Genomic DNA, 15,732 nt, shown 5'->3' with positions numbered 1-15,732 from the left:
CAGGCGCTTGCTCATAGGGATCCCTCCGCCATCGCACCGAACAAGGAGCCGAGCGCCTGCCGGCCCCAGAACACGATCTGCCCCAACGGCAGCAGGTAGCTCATGGCGGACAACAACGAGACGCTCGCGGAGCAGGCCAGCACGGCAATCACGGGCTTAGTCATGGGTGGTCACCCGCTCCGGCACCGGCTTGGTCCGGTCCAACGTGGTCCAGACCGGCATGGTCAGGAAGAATCCGAAGTACAGCACGGTCAGCACGCGGCCGATGATGGTCTCGCTGGCATCGGTACCGGGACCGGAGCCGATCACCCCGAGCCACACGAAGCACACCGCCAGCACGCCCAGCATCACCCTGGATATCCAGCCGCGGTAGCGGATCGACTTGACCTTGGCGCGGTCCAGCCACGGCACCAGGAACAGGATCGCGATCGCCGAGAACATCACCAGCACGCCGCCGAGCTTGTTCGGCACCACCCGCAACATCGCGTAGTACGGCGTGTAGTACCACACCGGCTTGATGTGTTCGGGCGTGACCAGGCGGTTGGCCTCGGTGAAGTTGTCGTGCTCCAGGAACAGGCCGCCGAACGCGGGCACGAAGAAGATGATGAAGGCGCCGATCAGCAGCAGGAAGCCGACCCCGACCAAGTCCTTGACCGTGTAGTACGGGTGGAACGGAATGCCGTCGGCCGGCTTGTTCGGATCCCAGCGGTTGCCCTTGGGCCCCTTCTTGATCTCCACGCCGTCGGGGTTGTTGGAGCCGACTTCGTGCAGCGCGCCCAGGTGCAGCACCACCAGCAGCAACAGCACCAGCGGCAGCGCGATCACGTGCAGCGCGAAGAAGCGGTTGAGCGTGGCATCGGACGGCAGGTAGTCGCCCATGATCCACTCTGTCAGGCCGTTGCCGATCACCGGGATCGCGCCGAACAGCGAGATGATCACCTTGGCGCCCCAGAACGACATCTGCCCCCATGGCAGCACGTAGCCCATGAACGCTTCGGCCATCAGCACCAGGTAGATCAGCATGCCGAGGATCCACACCAGCTCGCGCGGCTTCTTGTAGCTGCCGTAGAGCAGGCCGCGGAACATGTGCAGGTACACCACGATGAAGAACAGCGAGGCGCCGGTGGAGTGCATGTAGCGGATCAGCCAGCCCCACTCGACGTCGCGCATGATGTACTCGACCGAGTTGAACGCCTCGGCCGCGCTGGTCTTGTAGTGCATCGTCAGGAAGATGCCGGTGACGATCTGGTTGACCAGCACCACCATCGCCAGCGAACCGAAGTAGTACCAGATGTTGAAGTTCTTCGGCGCGTAGTACTCGCCGACATGCTTGCGGTAGAACGGCATCAGCCCCGGCGCGCGCTCGTTGACCCAGTCGAACACGTTGCCCGCGGTGCGGGTAAGGAGATTGTCGGCCATGGCTTACGCTGCCCCCTTCGCGGACGAACTGGGATCGACGCCGATGATCAGCGTGTTGTCGTCCTGGTAATGATGCGGGGGCACCAGCAGGTTGATCGGGGCGGGCACGCCCTGGAACACACGGCCGGCCATGTCGAAGCGCGACTTGTGGCAGGGGCAGAAATAGCCGCCCTTCCACTCCGGATCGTAGGGTTCGGGGCGGATCTCGGCGACCATCTCCGGCGAACAGCCCAGGTGCGTGCACAGCCCGACCAGCACCGAGATGTCGGGCTTGATCGAACGGCCCTCGCCCTTGATGTAGGCCGGCTGCTGGTCGGTGACCTCGGACTTGGGGTCCTTGAGCCGCCCATCCAGCGTCGGCAACGCGTCCAGGATCGCCTTGGAGCGCTTGACGATCCAGATCGGCTGACCGCGCCACTCCATGATCAGGCGCTGGCCTTCCTGCAATGCGCTGATGTCCGCGGTGACCGGCGCACCGGCCAGTTTGGCCTTTGCGCTGGGGTTCCAGGACTTGATGAAAGGAACCGCGACGAAACCCGCACCCACCGCGCCCACCACCGCCGTGGTGGCGGTGAGAAAGCGGCGGCGTCCTGCATTAACAGAATCGTTGACCCCATCGTTGGCCATCCGGCACTCCGATTTTTTGATTGGGTAGCATTAGGCTGCCAGCGGTTCGGTGGGGGTCGAACCGCATAAAATCCACTGCAGTGTAGCGGAACCCTTAACGCGCAGACAATGCATCGTCGCGACGGCAAGAGAATGCATCAATGCGCCGTCGCCAGCACGCCGCGGTAGCGGTCGGCGAGCAGGCCGACGCGCTGCACGTAGCGCTGGGTCTCGCTGTACGGCGGCACCCCGCCGTGTTTGTCTACCGCGCCTTCGCCGGCGTTGTAGCCGGCGGCGGCCAGGGTCAGGTTGCCGTTGAAGCGCTTCAGCAGCCAGGCCAGGTACTGCACGCCGCCGCGGATGTTCTGCGACGCATCGAACGAATCGCTGACCCCGAAGCGGCGCGCGGTCGGCGGCATCAGCTGCATCAGGCCCTGCGCGCCGGCGCGGCTCAGCGCCATCGGGTTGTAGGCCGACTCGGCGTGGATGATCGCGCGCACCACCGCCTCGTCGACCCCGTACTCGCGCGCGGCGGCGGCGATCTCGCTCTGGTAGGCGGTGGTGTTCAGCCGCACCGCACCGAAGTTCAGCCCAGGGTTGGCGCAGGCGTAGCAGGTCTCGATGAAGCTGTAGCGGATGGTGCGAACCGCGCCGAGGCTGGCGACCTGGGTCGGCCGCGCGCTGGTGTAGTGGCGCACCCCGTCCTTCATATAGGAATAGACCTGGCCGCTGACCACCCGCCGCGGCGCGGTCCCGGTCATCGCAGGCACGGGCGCCACGCTCTTCGGCGCCACGCTGGCGGCGACCGGCGCCGGGGCCGCGACCGGCGTGCTGATGATGGTGGCCGGGGCGCCGGACTGCGCCGCGGCCAGGGTGACGACACCGCGGTTGGCCGCACGTTCGGCGGAGACCGCGGCAACTGCGGGCGCAGGGCGTGCGGCGCGGCGGTCGGGCGCATAGCTGCCGACCACGCTGCAGCTGGCACCGGCCACGCGCTTGCTGACGTAGCTGGGCACGCCATCGCCGCCGATGCACTTGTATAGGGTGCCCGCACTGGCCGGCATTGCCGACAGCGTTGCGATTGCAAGCCCCAGAAGCCCCACCATCCCCTTCATGGCGGCGAGTGTCCCAACTTCGCCGGCGCTTGCCAAGTGCGCGGCGGCGGCGGCGGGACCGGTCGCCCGTTTCGCCACCCGGCCCGCCTCGCGCCTGGCCGGCTCATTCGGCGGTGGCCGGCAGCTGCGCCAGCAGGTCGGCCAGCGCGCTGCGCAGCCCGGCGGTCACCGCCGCGTCGGCCTGCAGCGCTGCGAACGGCACGCCCAGGGTGAGCAGTTGCGCCGCCAGCCAGGGCAGCGTGTCGGCCAGCATGGTCAGCCGGCAATGACCGTCCTGCTCGGCCTGCAGGGTTCCGCACCAGGACGGAATGCGCGGACCCAGGTCGGCCATGCTGCCGCGCAGGCGCACGCTCAGCCCGAATTGCTGCGGCAGCGGGCTGTGCTGGATCGCGTCGCGCACCATCGCCGCCGGATCGCGCGGCGGCAGGCGCAGCGCGATCGTCTCGCCCGGCTGCAGCGGCGGCACGATGCGCTCGGCGCGGAACGTGCGCCAGTCGGCGCGGTCGCGGTCCCAGCCCAGCAGGTACCAGCGGCGCCCGTAGTTGACCAGGCGCAGCGGCTCGATCAGGCGCTGGCTGCTGCGTCCGGCATGGTCGCAGTAGCCGAAGCCGAGCAGGCGCCGATCGCGGCAGGCGCTGGCGATTCCGATCAGCACCTGGGTGTCCGCCGCCGGCTCCTGGCCCAGCGACAAGGTGACCGCCTGCAATGCCCCGGCGCGCTGCCGCACCCGCGCCGGCAGCAGCGGGTCGAGCTTGGCCAGCACCCGCAGCGCGGTGTCCTCCAGGCCGCCCATGCTGGCCGCGGCCGCGCGCAGCGCCACCGCGACCGTCACCGCCTCGTCGTCCTCGAACAGCAACGGCAGCATCTGCGCCCCGGCCGCCAGCCGGTAGCCGCCGCCGACCCCGGACGAGGCCTGCACCGCGTAGCCCAGGGCGCGCAGGCGCTCGATGTCGCGGCGCAGGCTGCGCCGGTCCACGCCCAGGCGCTCGGCCAGCTCCGCACCGGCCCAGACCCGGCGGGTCTGCAGCAAGCCGATCAGGCGCAAGGTGCGGGAGGCGGGGGAAGCCATGGCGCACGGTATTGCGGACAGAATCCGTCCGCAATAGCGCCTAGCATGGGCGCTCGATCAACGAGGAGAGCCGCCATGCCCATCGCCGACCGCCATGTGACCCTGTACCACAACACCAAATCCCGCTCCAAGGGCGTGCTGATCCTGCTCGAGGAGCTGGGCGCCGATTACGCGCTGGAACGCATCGACTTCGACAGCGGCGAACAGTTGGCGCCGGAGTACCTGGCGATCAACCCGATGGGCAAGGTGCCGGCGATCGACCACGCCGGCGCGGTGGTCACCGAGCAGGTGGCGATCTACCAATATCTGGCCGATCTATACCCGGAAGCCGGACTGGCCCCGGCGATGGGCGATCCGCGCCGCGGCCCCTACCTGCGCTGGCTGGCGTTCTACGGCTCGGCGTTCGAACCGGCGATCATCGACCGCGCGCTCAAGCGCGAAGCGCCGCCGCGGGCGATGTCGCCGTACGCCGACTGCGACACGGTGATGGGCGTGGTCGACGACCAGCTGGCGCGCGGCAACTACCTGCTCGGCGACCGCTGTACCGCGGCCGACGTGCTGTGGGGCAGCGCGCTGGGCTGGATGATCGGCTTCGGCCTGGTCGATCCGCCGGCGCCGACCCGCGCCTACGTCGAACGCATGGCGGCGCGGCCGGCGGTGCAGCGCGCGCAGGCGATCGACGCCGACAGCGCCTGACGCGGCGGCATCTTCCCAGCGGGCAATCGGCACCGTACCATCTCGCCGCAGCTCAGCCGGGAAGCGCCGGCCGCCACCGTCACCAAGGAAGGAAACGCATGCAAAAGACTCTCATCGCGATCTTGATCGTGGCGCTGTGCGCCGTAGGCGGCGGTTGGGCCTATACCGCATGGAAGGGGCAACAGTCCGCCGCCGCCGTGCCCGCGACGCTGCCCCCGCCGGCCAAGCCCGCAGCCAAGGGCGCCTCCGCCGATGCGGTCGCCGACGCCGCAGCCGGCAAGGCGGTCGATGCGCAGCAGGGTCCGCAGCCGGAGGCGGCAAAGGACGCGACGGCCGAGGAGCCGAAGGCCGAGGGCGTCAAGTTCACCTACGAATACGTGCCGCCGCGCGATCCGGCGCTGCAGGACGCGTACGACTTCGCGGTCAAGATCGACATCCTGCACCGCCTGCCCGAGGTCAACGCGATGGACGGGCTGTTGATGCTGCCCGGCCCGCTGCACCTGATCACCGCCGAGTGCAAGCAGACCAACGCCTTCTATTCGCCGACCAAGCACGAGCTGGTGCTGTGCTACGAAATGGTGGAGATGCTGACCAAGATCGGCGCCAGCCTGGGCGAGCAGAACCAGGACGACAGTTTCAGCGCACGTTTCCTGCTGGCGAACACCCGTTTCATCATGCTGCACGAATTCGGCCATGCGCTGATCGACATGCTGAGCCTGCCCAGCACCGGCCGCGAGGAGGATTCGGCCGACCAGCTCGCCTCTTCGCTGATGCTGATGTTCATGGCGCCCAACGAGTCGCCCGGCGACCTGGCCGAGAACCTGCGGCTGGCCGGGCTGTTCTTCGTGCTCAACACCAAGGAACAGTATGGCGCGGCCGACTTCGCCGATGAGCACTCGCTCGGCCAGCAGCGCTTCTACAACCTGATGTGCATGCTGTACGGACGCGACCCGGGCAAGTACCTGCGTCTGGTGACCAGCGGCATGCTGCCCGAGGATCGCGCCCAGCGCTGCCCCACCGAGAGCAGCCGCATCACTACCGCCTGGGCCAAGCTGCTGCTGCCGCACATCGCCCCCAAGTACCAGATGAGCGGCGAAGAAGCGCAGAAGCGCTACGACGAGGCGAAGCGCAAGCAGGAAGAGAACGCCGAGTCGCCTTACGTGCGCTGAGGCGCCTCCCGCGGCAGCGCGACGCTCGCGGTGCCGGCGCGGGGACGGCGGCGGGCCGTCCCGCCGCGAAACGCCTTGCGCGGCGCCGGTTCGCCGCCGCCCGCCGCGGCAGTGTCGGTTGCCGATACAATGCGCGGCTGATCGCGGCCATCGCCGGCCGCGCCCGCAACCCGTCTGGAGTAAGCGCCATGCCCGGGACGCCAGCCCCCGTTTCGCCACTCGCGGCTCCCGCCGCGAGCGCCCCTGCCCTGCTGCCGCTGCCTGCCACCCGGCCGACGGCGCCGGCGGTGGTGCGCGGCAAGCTGTACATCAAGACCCACGGTTGCCAGATGAACGAGTACGACTCGGCCAAGATGGCCGACGTGCTCGCCGCCGCCGAGGGCCTGGAACTGACCGACAACCCCGAAGAAGCCGACGTGGTGCTGGTCAACACCTGCTCGATCCGCGAGAAGGCGCAGGAGAAGGTGTTCAGCCAGCTCGGCCGCTGGAAGGCGCTGAAGGCCGGCGGCAAGCCGGTGATCATCGGCGTCGGCGGCTGCGTGGCGTCGCAGGAGGGCGAGGCGATCGTCAAGCGCGCGCCCTACGTGGACCTGGTGTTCGGCCCGCAGACCCTGCACCGGCTGCCGGAGCTGATCCGCGCGCGGCGCGAATCGGGCAAGTCGCAGGTGGACATCAGCTTCCCCGAGGTCGAGAAGTTCGACCGCCTGCCGGAACCGCGCGCCGACGGCCCGTCGGCATTCGTGTCGATCATGGAAGGCTGCTCCAAGTACTGCTCGTTCTGCGTGGTGCCCTATACCCGCGGCGAGGAGATCAGCCGGCCGTTCGAGGACGTGCTGGTGGAAGTGGCGCAGCTGGCCGCGCAGGGCGTGCGCGAGATCAACCTGCTCGGCCAGAACGTCAACGCCTACCGCGGGCCGTACGCCGACGCCGAGGCCGGGGAAGAGCCGCAGTACGCCGACCTGGGCCTGCTGATCCGCAGCATCGCGCAGATCGACGGCATCGGCCGCATCCGCTTCACCACCTCGCATCCGCTGGAGTTCAGCGACTCGCTGGTCGATGCGTATCGCGACGTGCCGCAGCTGGCCAACTACCTGCATTTGCCGGTGCAGGCCGGCAGCGACCGCATCCTCAGCGCGATGAAGCGCGGCTACACCGCGCTGGAATTCAAGCAGAAGATCCGCAAGCTGCGCGCGGTGCGCCCGGACATCTCGATCAGTTCGGACTTCATCGTCGGCTTCCCCGGCGAGACCGACGCCGACTTCGACAAGACCATGAAGCTGATCGAGGACGTGGGCTTCGACCAGAGCTTCTCCTTCATCTACTCGCGCCGCCCGGGCACGCCGGCGGCGGACCTGGAAGACAGCACGCCCGACGCGGTGAAGCACGCGCGGCTGGCGCGGCTGCAGGCGCACATCAACGCGCACTCGCTGCAGATTTCGCGCGACATGGTCGGCAGCGTGCAGACGGTGCTGGTCGAAGGCCCGTCGAAAAAGAGCCCGGCCGAGCTGACCGGCAAGACCGAGAACATGCGCTCGGTGAACTTCCCCGGGCATCCGCGCCTGGTCGGCCAGTTCGTCGAGGTGGCGATCACCGAGGCGCTGAGCAATTCCTTGCGCGGGCGCCTGCTCGTCGACGCCGGCTGAGCGCAGCGCGCGCCACCAGCGCGCGCCGCTTCGTCCGCGCGGGACGCGACTGGTCCTTCACCACCACGCGCGCTACGCTTCGCTTCCCTGTCCTGAACGACGCCGGTAGCCACGCGCCCGCCGCGTCCGCATCGAATGACCATTCCCACGCAACGCGATTTCACCCTGGAACCCGCCGACACCGAACGCCTGGCCAATCTGGCCGGGCCGTTCGACGCGCACCTGCGCCAGATCGAACTGCGCCTGGGCGTGGAGATCTCCAACCGCGGCAACGTGTTCCGGATTACTGGCCCTTCCAGCGCGGTCGCCGCCGCCGAGATTTTGCTGCAGGCCCTGTATGCCGAGGCCGACAGCGTGGTGTTCGACGACCAGGCCATCCACCTGCGGCTCAACCAGGCCAATGTCGACCGCGTCGCGCAGCGCGCCTACGAACCGCAGGAAGTGGCGATCAAGGTCAAGCGCGGCACCGTGCGCGGCCGCGGCGCCAACCAGGCCAAGTACCTGCACCAGATCGCCAGCCACGACATCAACTTCGGCGTCGGCCCGGCCGGCACCGGCAAGACCTTCCTGGCAGTGGCCAGCGCGGTCGAGGCGCTGAACGAATCGCGCGTGCAGCGGCTGATCCTGGTGCGCCCGGCGGTGGAGGCCGGCGAGAAGCTCGGCTTCCTGCCCGGCGACCTGAGCCAGAAAGTGGATCCCTATCTGCGCCCGCTGTACGACGCGCTGTACGAGATGCTCGGCGTGGAGAAGGTGATCAAGCTGCTGGAAAAGAACGTCATCGAGATCGCACCGCTGGCCTACATGCGCGGGCGCACGCTCAACGACGCCTACGTGATCCTGGACGAGGCGCAGAACACCACCATCGAGCAGATGAAGATGTTCCTGACCCGCTTGGGCTTCGGCTCCACCGCGGTGGTCACCGGCGACCTGACCCAGATCGACCTGCCCAAGCACGTCAAGTCCGGCCTGCGCGACGCGATCGAAGTGCTGCACGAGGTCGAGGGCGTCAGCTTCACCTTCTTCGAGGCACGCGACGTGGTGCGCCACCCGCTGGTGGCGCGCATCGTCACCGCCTACGAAAAGCGCGATTTCACCGACAAGGCGACCGGTCCGGCCGCATGATCCGGCGCTGGCCGAATAGAACACCGTGGCACTGCTCCGCCAAGCCAGCACCCGCATGAGCTTCAACTCCCATGGCTCGGCCAAGGATGCCGGCATCGAACATCATGCCGACGCAAACGACGTGATCGAGATCGCCTACGCCACCGTCTGGAAGTCGCGGTGACGCGCCGCACGCGCGATACTGTCGGCTCCTGTCCGCTCTGATTGCCGGTATCGCCATGACCAAAGGTCCGGTCCACCTCGACGTCGGCGTCAGCTACGCCCTGCCCCGCGCCGGGTTGCCGGCGGCGGCGAGCTTCCGCAAATGGGTGGCCGCCGCGCTGAAGGGCCGCATCCGCGAAGCCGACCTGGCGATCCGCCTGGTCGACGACAAGGAAGGCCGCTCGCTCAACCACCACTACCGCGGCAAGGACTACGCCACGAACGTGCTCAGCTTCCCCGCCGAGCTGCCCGAAGGCCTGCCCAAGGGGGTCAAGCTGCCGCTGCTCGGCGACCTGGTGATCTGCGCGCCGGTGGTGGCGCGCGAGGCCGCCGAACAGGGCAAGCCGCTCAACGCCCATTACGCGCATCTGACCGTGCATGGCGTGCTGCACCTGCTGGGCTGGGACCACGAGGACGACAAGGAGGCCGACGCGATGGAGCAACTGGAGCGTGAGATCCTGGCCGACCTGGGCGTGGGCGACCCCTACGCCGGGGAACGCTGAGGCCTGCCGCACGCGGCGCGTTTTTCGACAGCGGTCGAGGTGGACACGGATGCTCGAATCAGGACAACCCGCACAGGACCAAACCGGCCAAGCCGCGGCGCGACTGCAGCGCATCGCCGTGGTGCTGTGGGGCGCCGGCCTGGCCGCCTACCTCTATCTGGGCCTGATCCGTCCGGCGCCGCTGTTCGCCGGCAGCGGTAGCCTGCCCGAGCCGTTGTTGCCCTGGTTGGGCGCACTCGCCCTGCTGGTGCTGGCGACCACGCCCAGCGCCTGGCGCTGGTTCTACCTGCGCCGGCGGCAAGGGCGGGTCGGCGGCCCTGTGCGCGTCGCCGCCCAGGCCGGACGGGTCGCGCTGCTGTGTCCGCTGTCGATCGGCGCGTGGCTGTGCTGCCGCCACTTGAACACCCAGTTCGACAGCGGCGGCACGCTCGCTGCGCTGTCCGTGCTGTACCTGGTCAGCGCGCTGCTCACCGTGTCCAGCATGCGGCACTGGCTGGTCAAGCGCTGGCGCGGGCGCTAACGTTGCCGCGCGGCCGCTGCGCCGCGACTCCCCGCTTTTCCGCCCGAGGTCCAGCGCGTTGATCCGTCCATCGTTGCTTCTGTTCGCGCTCGCGGCCGCGCTGCCCGCTGCGGCCGCTGCTGCTGCCGCTCCTGCGCCCGCACCCGCCCCTGCACCCGCCATCGACCTGCCGGCGCTGCTCGAATGCCGCCAGCGCGTGGCCGACTTCGCCGCGCTGGGGCCGCTGCTGGCCGATCCACTGAAAGCCGTCGCGCAGGGCTGGCGGCCGCTGCCGCAATCCAACCCGTTCATGAGCGAATACGAACTGGTGCGGCCGATCCAGGTGTTCGGCCACAGCACCACGCGCATCGCCGTCGCCGGCGCCAGCGTGATGGCGATCCTGGACCTGCCCGATCCGCGCCCGCTGGCCAAGCAGTTGCAGCTGGAAGCGGCGGTGGACACGCCGGACAAGGCGATGTTCGGCCGCGAGCTGGTCAGCCGCGACGTGGCCGATCCGAAGACCGGCGAGCCGATGATCGAATCGATCATCCTCAGCCTGTCCACGGTGAAGTCGCATCCGGGCCAGACCCTGGCCGGTTGCAGCTACAGCCTGGACCTGCCGGAGGACCCGGACGCGCCGCCGGCGCCGGACCCGCTGCGCACGCCCGCCAGCGGCGGCTGAACCCGTCCCCGCGGGTGCCGCCGCGAGCGCCGCCGGCGTCGCGGCTCTGTCCCATTGGCCCTGCTAGACTTGCGCACATCGCCCGGCAGACCGGGTGCCGTATCCATAGAACATGTCAGAAGACGACTCTAGTAGCTCCCCTCCGGAAACCCACGAAAAACGCCGCGGCTGGCTGGAACGCCTGAGCTCGGTCTTCTCCGGCGACCCGCACACCCGCGACGACCTGGTCGAGGTGCTGCGCGACGCCCAGCACGACGGGCTGATCGCCGCCGACACCCTGCGCATGATGGAAGGCGCGCTGTCGGTGTCCGAACTCACCGTCGGCGATGTGATGGTCTCGCGTTCGCAGATGGTGTCGCTGTCGGCGGAAGCGCGCTTTCTCGACCTGATGAAGCAGGTGGTCGAATCCGGCCATTCGCGCTTCCCGGTGCATGGCGAGAACAAGGACGACATCCTCGGCATCCTGCTGGCCAAGGACCTGCTGCGCGGCGTGGTCGCCGACCACGGTCCCGGCACGGTGCGCGAGCTGCTGCGCCCGGCGGTGCTGATCCCCGAGTCGAAGAAGCTCAACGTGCTGCTCAAGGAGTTCCGGCTCTCGCGCAACCACATGGCGATCGTGGTCGACGAATACGGCGGCGTCGCCGGGCTGGTCACCATCGAGGACGTGCTGGAGCAGATCGTCGGCGAGATCGACGACGAGCACGACGACGCCGAGGACGAAGCCTCGCTGATCGCCGCGCAGGCCGACGGCCAGTACGTGGTCGATGCGCTGACCCCGATCGAGGATTTCAACGAACGCTTCGGCGCCGACTTCTCCGACGACGACTACGACACCGTCGGCGGCCTGGTCACCGAGGCCATCGGCCACCTGCCGGAAACCGGCGAGGAACTGACCCTGGGACGCTTCGCGTTCCGCGTGGCGCGCGCCGACGCGCGCCGGGTGCAGGCCTTCCACGTCACCATCCTGCCGCCCGACCCGCAGGAAGACGCTTGATCGCGCGTGCGCTGTCGCGCGGGCCGGCACGCGGCTGGCCGCAATGGCTGCTGGGCACGCTGCTGACCTGCTGCGCGGCGCTGGCGTTCGCGCAGGCCGGCGACGCGGACCTGGCCGCGCCGCCGGCATTGGCGCCCGCCTCCGCCGCTGCGCCTGTTGTAGCTGCGCCCGGCGACGACGCGTCGGCACCGGCGCCGCGCATCGGCGTGGCCACGATGCAGCCGGGCGAGGTGTTCTTCGAACGCTTCGGTCACGATGCGATCGTGGTGGTGGATCCGCGCAGCGGCCAGGCCACCTCGTACAACTTCGGTTTCTTCGACCCCAGCGAACCTGACTTCGTCAGCCGCTTCGCCGCCGGCGACATGAGGTATTACCTGGTCGCCCTGCCGCTGCAGGAGGACCTGGCGCAGTACCGCGACGCCGGCCGCGGCGTGGACATCCAGTGGCTGGACATGGAGCCGGCGCAGGCGCGCGCGCTGCAGCAGGCGCTGGCCTGGCGCGCGCGGCCGGAAAACGCGCGCTACCGCTACGACTACTACACCGCCAACTGCGCCACGATGGTCCGCGATGCGCTGGACCGCGCGCTGGACGGCACGCTGCACGCGCAGCTGTCGGGGCGTTCGCGCGGCAACACCTATCGCAGCGAATCGGTGCGCCTGGCCTCGCCGGCGCCGTGGATGTGGCTGGGCTTCGACCTGGGCCTGGGGCCGTTCGCCGACAAGCCGCTGTCGCGCTGGGAAGAGGCGTTCGTGCCGATGCGCCTGGCCGAGAGCCTGGGCGAAGTACGCAACCGCGCCGGGCGCCCGCTGGTGCAGGCACGGCAACAATTGCTGCCACAGCGGCTGGCGCCGGAACCGCGTGAACAGGCGCGGCACTGGTGGCCATGGCTGCTGGCCGGGCTGCTGGTCGCGGTCGGCGTGGTCGCGCTGGCGCGGCGGCCGCGCTGGCTGGCGGCGCTGGCGCTGCCGTTCTGGCTGCTGTGCGCGCTCGGCGGCGGCGTGCTGCTGTACCTGTGGGGCTTCAGCGACCACCGTGCGGCCTGGGCCAATCGCAACCTGCTGCTGCTCGATCCGCTGTGCCTGCTGCTGGTCGGCGGCGCCATCGCGCAGCTGCGCGGCCGCCAGCCCGGGCGCTGGTTCGGCATCGCGCTGTGGACCGTGGTGGCATTGGCCGGCGCGGCCTTGCTGATCCACTGGCTGTCGATGCTGCAGCCGCAATTCAACCTGCAGTGGATCGCCCTGCTGCTGCCGGTGCACGCCGCGCTGGCCTGGGCGTTCACGCGGCGCCGCTTGCAGCGCTGATCCCGCCCGCACACCATTGCTGCCCATGGCCACCGTCCCCGCCAATCCCGCCTGCGTCATCAACTGCGTGCACTACGACGGCCACGGCCGCCGCAACGACATCGCCCTGGAACAGATCAGCGACGTGCTGGCCGCGCCCGACGGCTTCGTCTGGGTCGGCATGTACGAACCCGCCGACCACGTGCTGCAGAAGCTGCAGGAAGAATTCCAGCTGCACGACCTGGCGATCGAAGACACGCGCATGGCGCACCAGCGGCCCAAGGTCGAGGCCTACGGCAATTCGCTGTTCCTGGCCGTGCACACCGCGCAGGTGATCGACGAGCGCATCGTCTACGGCGAGACCCACGCCTTCCTCGGGGCGCGCTTCCTGCTGACCGTGCGCCACGGCGCCTCGCTGCCGTACGCGCCGGTGCGCGAGCGGCTGGAGCGCGAAGCGGCGCTGATGCAGTTGGGCCCGTCCTACGCGCTGTACGCGGTACTGGACTACATCGTCGACAACTACCAGCCGATCCTGGACGAATTCCGGCAAAGCCTGGAGCGCCTGGAAAAGGACATCTTCGCCGAAGCCTACCGGCGCGACACCGCGATCCGCCTGTACGAACTCAAGCGCGAACTCAACCAGATGCGCCTGGGCGTGGCGCCGCTGCAGGACGTGCTGTCCCACCTCAAGCGCAATCCCGGCCCGCTGATCCCCGACGAAGTGCGGCTGTACGTGCGCGACGTGCTCGACCACGCGGTGCGCACCAACGAAGCGATCGACACCTTGCGCGAGATGCTCGGCACCGCGCTGAGCGTGAACCTGTCGCTGGTGACCCTGGCCCAGGGCGAGACGGTCAAGCGCCTCGGCGCCTGGGCCGCCTTGCTGGCCGCGCCAACCCTGATCACCAGCTGGTACGGCATGAACTTCAAGCAGATGCCGGAACTGGAATGGCATTGGGCCTATCCGCTGATGATCGGCGGCGTGGCTGCGGTGTGCCTGGGGTTGTATGTGGCGTTCAAGCGGGCAAGGTGGCTTTGAGCCGGGATTCGGGATTGGGGATGTTGGGATTCGCAAAAGCGGCTGAGCTGGCCATCTGAGAGAGGGCGTGGTGATCCAGGTTTGAAGCGCTGCGATAGGAGCGTTGGAAAGACGCTGTTTCGCTCAGCCAGCGGGATCCGCTGTTACGAATCCCCGCTTTTCCACAGCCGAATGGCTGGTCATCCCGACTCCCGAATCCCGCTTTCAACCCACATACACCGACTTGATATTCATGAACTCATGAATGCCGTGCTCGGCCAGTTCGCGGCCGAAGCCGGAGCGCTTGATGCCGCCGAACGGCAGGCGCACGTCGCTCTTGACGATGGCGTTGACGAAGGCCGCGCCGCATTGCAGCTGGCGCGCGACGCGCTCGCCGCGGGCGCGGTCGGCGCTCCACACGCTGCCGCCCAGGCCGAAGCTGGTGTCGTTGGCCACGCGGACCGCTTCGGCCTCGTCGGCCACGCGCAGGATCGCGGCGACCGGGCCGAACAACTCTTCGTCGTAGGCCGGCATGCCTGGCACCACATGGTCCAGGATCGAGGCCGGATAGCCGGCGTGGGTGGACGTATCGGGCGCGGCGCCGAGCAGCGGCGTGGCGCCCTTGGCGATGCTGGCCTGCACCTGCTTGTGCAGTTCGTCGCGCAGGTCCTGCCGCGCCAGCGGCGCCAGCGTGGTCGCTTCGTCCTGCGGATCGCCGAGGCGGCGCTCGGCCGCGGCGGCAACGAAGCGGCGCACGAAGGCGTCGGCGATGGCGTCGACCACCACGAAGCGCTTGGCCGCGATGCAGGTCTGCCCGGCGTTGTCGAAGCGCGACTTCACCGCCGCGGCTACCGTGGTGTCCAGATCGGCGTCGTCCAGCACCACGAAGGCATCGCTGCCGCCGAGTTCCATCACGCACTTCTTCAGCTGATCGCCGGCGTTGGCGGCGATCGAGCGGCCGGCACGCTCGCTGCCGGTCAGGGTCACCGCGGCGATGCGCGCGTCGCGCAGCACCTCGGCGGCTTGGTCGTTGTCGATGTGCAGCACGTCGAACACGCCGGCCGGCACACCGGCGGCAGCCAGCGCGGCGTGGATCGCATCGGCGCAACGCGGCACGTTGCTGGCGTGCTTGAGCAGCGCCACGTTGCCGGCCATCAGCGCCGGCGCCAGGAAGCGGAACACCTGCCACAGCGGGAAGTTCCACGGCATCACCGCCAGCACGCAGCCCAGCGGCTCGTAGCGCACGTAGCTGCGCTGCGCATCGGTGGCGATCGGCTGCTCGCGCAGGTAATCGGCGGCGTGCTCGGCGTAGTAGTCGCAGGCATCGGCGCACTTGTCGATCTCGGCCAGCGCCTCCTTGCGCAGCTTGCCCATCTCCGCAGTCATCAGCCGCTGGATCTCCTCGCGGCGCGCGCGCAACTGCACGCCGACCTGCCGCAACAGCGCGCCGCGCTGCTGCAGCGGGGTTTCTGCCCACGCGGGGAAGGCCTGCGCGGACGCGGCCAGGCGCTGCTCGACGGCGGCGGCATCCATCAGCTCCAGGCTGTAGTCGACCTGGCCGGTGGCGGGATTGACGGTGTCGTAAGGCATCGCGACGGACTCCTGGAAAAAGTCCGCCCAGCCTAGCGCCGCGAAGGTTGCGGCGGCGTGGCGATGGCGCCGAGGCGATGGACCACAGCGTTCTGCGATGGCGGCAGCCTTTGTAGGAGCGGCTTC

Annotated in this window: 17 protein-coding genes; 11 read left to right on the top strand and 6 right to left on the bottom strand. The window is 69.1% G+C overall.

Annotation, left to right across the window (positions count from 1 at the left end; translation table 11 throughout):
- Nucleotides 1-11: 11 nt before the first annotated feature.
- The 5 genes from HEP74_RS08280 to HEP74_RS08260 form a co-directional block, all read right to left on the bottom strand.
- Nucleotides 12-164: a hypothetical protein gene (locus HEP74_RS08280; RefSeq protein ID WP_185816021.1), complete on the bottom strand. Its 153-nt coding sequence runs from the start codon at nucleotides 162-164 to the stop codon at nucleotides 12-14.
- Nucleotides 157-1,419 carry a cytochrome b gene (locus tag HEP74_RS08275; protein WP_185816020.1) on the bottom strand — a complete coding sequence of 421 codons (1,263 nt, stop codon included), beginning with the start codon at nucleotides 1,417-1,419 and terminating at the stop codon, nucleotides 157-159. Before HEP74_RS08275 ends, HEP74_RS08280 begins: the two co-directional genes overlap by 8 nt.
- 3 nt (nucleotides 1,420-1,422) lie before the next feature.
- On the bottom strand, nucleotides 1,423-2,046 hold the full coding sequence (gene petA / locus HEP74_RS08270; RefSeq protein ID WP_009598116.1) for a ubiquinol-cytochrome c reductase iron-sulfur subunit: 624 nt from the start codon (nucleotides 2,044-2,046) through the stop codon (nucleotides 1,423-1,425).
- 137 nt (nucleotides 2,047-2,183) lie between these two features.
- On the bottom strand, nucleotides 2,184-3,140 hold the full coding sequence (locus HEP74_RS08265; protein ID WP_185816019.1) for a lytic transglycosylase domain-containing protein: 957 nt from the start codon (nucleotides 3,138-3,140) through the stop codon (nucleotides 2,184-2,186).
- A gap of 103 nt (nucleotides 3,141-3,243) precedes the next feature.
- Entirely contained in the window at nucleotides 3,244-4,209 is a 966-nt protein-coding gene (locus tag HEP74_RS08260; protein ID WP_185816018.1) for a helix-turn-helix transcriptional regulator, read from the bottom strand.
- Between the two features lie 75 nt (nucleotides 4,210-4,284).
- Between HEP74_RS08260 and HEP74_RS08255 the strand changes: the two genes are divergently transcribed.
- The 11 genes from HEP74_RS08255 (at nucleotide 4,285) to HEP74_RS08205 (ending at nucleotide 14,037) form a co-directional block, all read left to right on the top strand.
- Complete coding sequence (locus tag HEP74_RS08255; RefSeq protein WP_185816017.1) at nucleotides 4,285-4,905, top strand: glutathione S-transferase family protein; 621 nt, start codon at nucleotides 4,285-4,287, stop codon at nucleotides 4,903-4,905.
- A 98-nt stretch (nucleotides 4,906-5,003) separates the two neighbouring features.
- A complete protein-coding gene (locus tag HEP74_RS08250; RefSeq protein WP_185816016.1) occupies nucleotides 5,004-6,074 on the top strand; it encodes a DUF4344 domain-containing metallopeptidase in 1,071 nt (356 codons plus the stop codon).
- A gap of 188 nt (nucleotides 6,075-6,262) precedes the next feature.
- Nucleotides 6,263-7,717, top strand: a complete 1,455-nt coding sequence (gene miaB / locus HEP74_RS08245) for a tRNA (N6-isopentenyl adenosine(37)-C2)-methylthiotransferase MiaB (protein ID WP_185816015.1) — start codon at nucleotides 6,263-6,265, stop codon at nucleotides 7,715-7,717.
- Nucleotides 7,718-7,852: 135 nt separating this feature from the next.
- Nucleotides 7,853-8,839, top strand: coding sequence for a PhoH family protein (locus HEP74_RS08240; RefSeq protein ID WP_185816014.1), 987 nt, complete (start codon nucleotides 7,853-7,855; stop codon nucleotides 8,837-8,839).
- Nucleotides 8,840-8,864: 25 nt separating this feature from the next.
- Nucleotides 8,865-9,002, top strand: coding sequence for a hypothetical protein (locus tag HEP74_RS08235; protein WP_185816013.1), 138 nt, complete (start codon nucleotides 8,865-8,867; stop codon nucleotides 9,000-9,002).
- Between the two features lie 55 nt (nucleotides 9,003-9,057).
- Nucleotides 9,058-9,543, top strand: coding sequence for an rRNA maturation RNase YbeY (gene ybeY / locus HEP74_RS08230; RefSeq protein WP_185816012.1), 486 nt, complete (start codon nucleotides 9,058-9,060; stop codon nucleotides 9,541-9,543).
- A 49-nt stretch (nucleotides 9,544-9,592) separates the two neighbouring features.
- On the top strand, nucleotides 9,593-10,063 hold the full coding sequence (locus tag HEP74_RS08225; RefSeq protein WP_185816011.1) for a hypothetical protein: 471 nt from the start codon (nucleotides 9,593-9,595) through the stop codon (nucleotides 10,061-10,063).
- A 58-nt stretch (nucleotides 10,064-10,121) separates the two neighbouring features.
- Nucleotides 10,122-10,724, top strand: coding sequence for a hypothetical protein (locus tag HEP74_RS08220; protein ID WP_185816010.1), 603 nt, complete (start codon nucleotides 10,122-10,124; stop codon nucleotides 10,722-10,724).
- 112 nt (nucleotides 10,725-10,836) lie between these two features.
- Nucleotides 10,837-11,718 carry a CorC family transporter gene (locus HEP74_RS08215; RefSeq protein WP_184410344.1) on the top strand — a complete coding sequence of 294 codons (882 nt, stop codon included), beginning with the start codon at nucleotides 10,837-10,839 and terminating at the stop codon, nucleotides 11,716-11,718.
- Complete coding sequence (locus HEP74_RS08210; RefSeq protein WP_524540776.1) at nucleotides 11,715-13,019, top strand: DUF4105 domain-containing protein; 1,305 nt, start codon at nucleotides 11,715-11,717, stop codon at nucleotides 13,017-13,019. Before HEP74_RS08215 ends, HEP74_RS08210 begins: the two co-directional genes overlap by 4 nt.
- 25 nt (nucleotides 13,020-13,044) lie before the next feature.
- Nucleotides 13,045-14,037 (top strand): magnesium and cobalt transport protein CorA, encoded by a 993-nt coding sequence (locus tag HEP74_RS08205; protein ID WP_185816009.1) that lies wholly within the window; start codon nucleotides 13,045-13,047, stop codon nucleotides 14,035-14,037.
- 204 nt (nucleotides 14,038-14,241) lie between these two features.
- On the opposite strand, the gene HEP74_RS08200 is transcribed toward HEP74_RS08205, so the two are convergent.
- Nucleotides 14,242-15,606 (bottom strand): NAD-dependent succinate-semialdehyde dehydrogenase, encoded by a 1,365-nt coding sequence (locus HEP74_RS08200; RefSeq protein ID WP_185816008.1) that lies wholly within the window; start codon nucleotides 15,604-15,606, stop codon nucleotides 14,242-14,244.
- Nucleotides 15,607-15,732 lie beyond the last annotated feature (126 nt).

The sequence above is a fragment of the Xanthomonas sp. SS genome, from assembly GCF_014236835.1.
Lineage (GTDB): Bacteria > Pseudomonadota > Gammaproteobacteria > Xanthomonadales > Xanthomonadaceae > Xanthomonas_A.
Note: the sequence above shows the minus strand (reverse complement) of the source record. Positions and strands in the feature narration are given on the sequence as shown.

What these genes read in the sequence shown, in the direction of transcription:
- HEP74_RS08255 (WP_185816017.1), top strand. Translation starts at nt 4,285, where the DNA reads ATGCCCATCGCCGACCGCCATGTGACCCTGTACCACAACACCAAATCC.
- HEP74_RS08205 (WP_185816009.1), top strand. Translation starts at nt 13,045, where the DNA reads ATGGCCACCGTCCCCGCCAATCCCGCCTGCGTCATCAACTGCGTGCAC.
- HEP74_RS08215 (WP_184410344.1), top strand. Translation starts at nt 10,837, where the DNA reads ATGTCAGAAGACGACTCTAGTAGCTCCCCTCCGGAAACCCACGAAAAA.
- HEP74_RS08250 (WP_185816016.1), top strand. Translation starts at nt 5,004, where the DNA reads ATGCAAAAGACTCTCATCGCGATCTTGATCGTGGCGCTGTGCGCCGTA.
- HEP74_RS08265 (WP_185816019.1), bottom strand. Translation starts at nt 3,140, where the DNA reads ATGAAGGGGATGGTGGGGCTTCTGGGGCTTGCAATCGCAACGCTGTCG.
- HEP74_RS08260 (WP_185816018.1), bottom strand. Translation starts at nt 4,209, where the DNA reads ATGGCTTCCCCCGCCTCCCGCACCTTGCGCCTGATCGGCTTGCTGCAG.
- ybeY (WP_185816012.1), top strand. Translation starts at nt 9,058, where the DNA reads ATGACCAAAGGTCCGGTCCACCTCGACGTCGGCGTCAGCTACGCCCTG.
- HEP74_RS08240 (WP_185816014.1), top strand. Translation starts at nt 7,853, where the DNA reads ATGACCATTCCCACGCAACGCGATTTCACCCTGGAACCCGCCGACACC.
- HEP74_RS08280 (WP_185816021.1), bottom strand. Translation starts at nt 164, where the DNA reads ATGACTAAGCCCGTGATTGCCGTGCTGGCCTGCTCCGCGAGCGTCTCG.
- HEP74_RS08200 (WP_185816008.1), bottom strand. Translation starts at nt 15,606, where the DNA reads ATGCCTTACGACACCGTCAATCCCGCCACCGGCCAGGTCGACTACAGC.
- HEP74_RS08275 (WP_185816020.1), bottom strand. Translation starts at nt 1,419, where the DNA reads ATGGCCGACAATCTCCTTACCCGCACCGCGGGCAACGTGTTCGACTGG.
- petA (WP_009598116.1), bottom strand. Translation starts at nt 2,046, where the DNA reads ATGGCCAACGATGGGGTCAACGATTCTGTTAATGCAGGACGCCGCCGC.
- HEP74_RS08225 (WP_185816011.1), top strand. Translation starts at nt 9,593, where the DNA reads ATGCTCGAATCAGGACAACCCGCACAGGACCAAACCGGCCAAGCCGCG.
- miaB (WP_185816015.1), top strand. Translation starts at nt 6,263, where the DNA reads ATGCCCGGGACGCCAGCCCCCGTTTCGCCACTCGCGGCTCCCGCCGCG.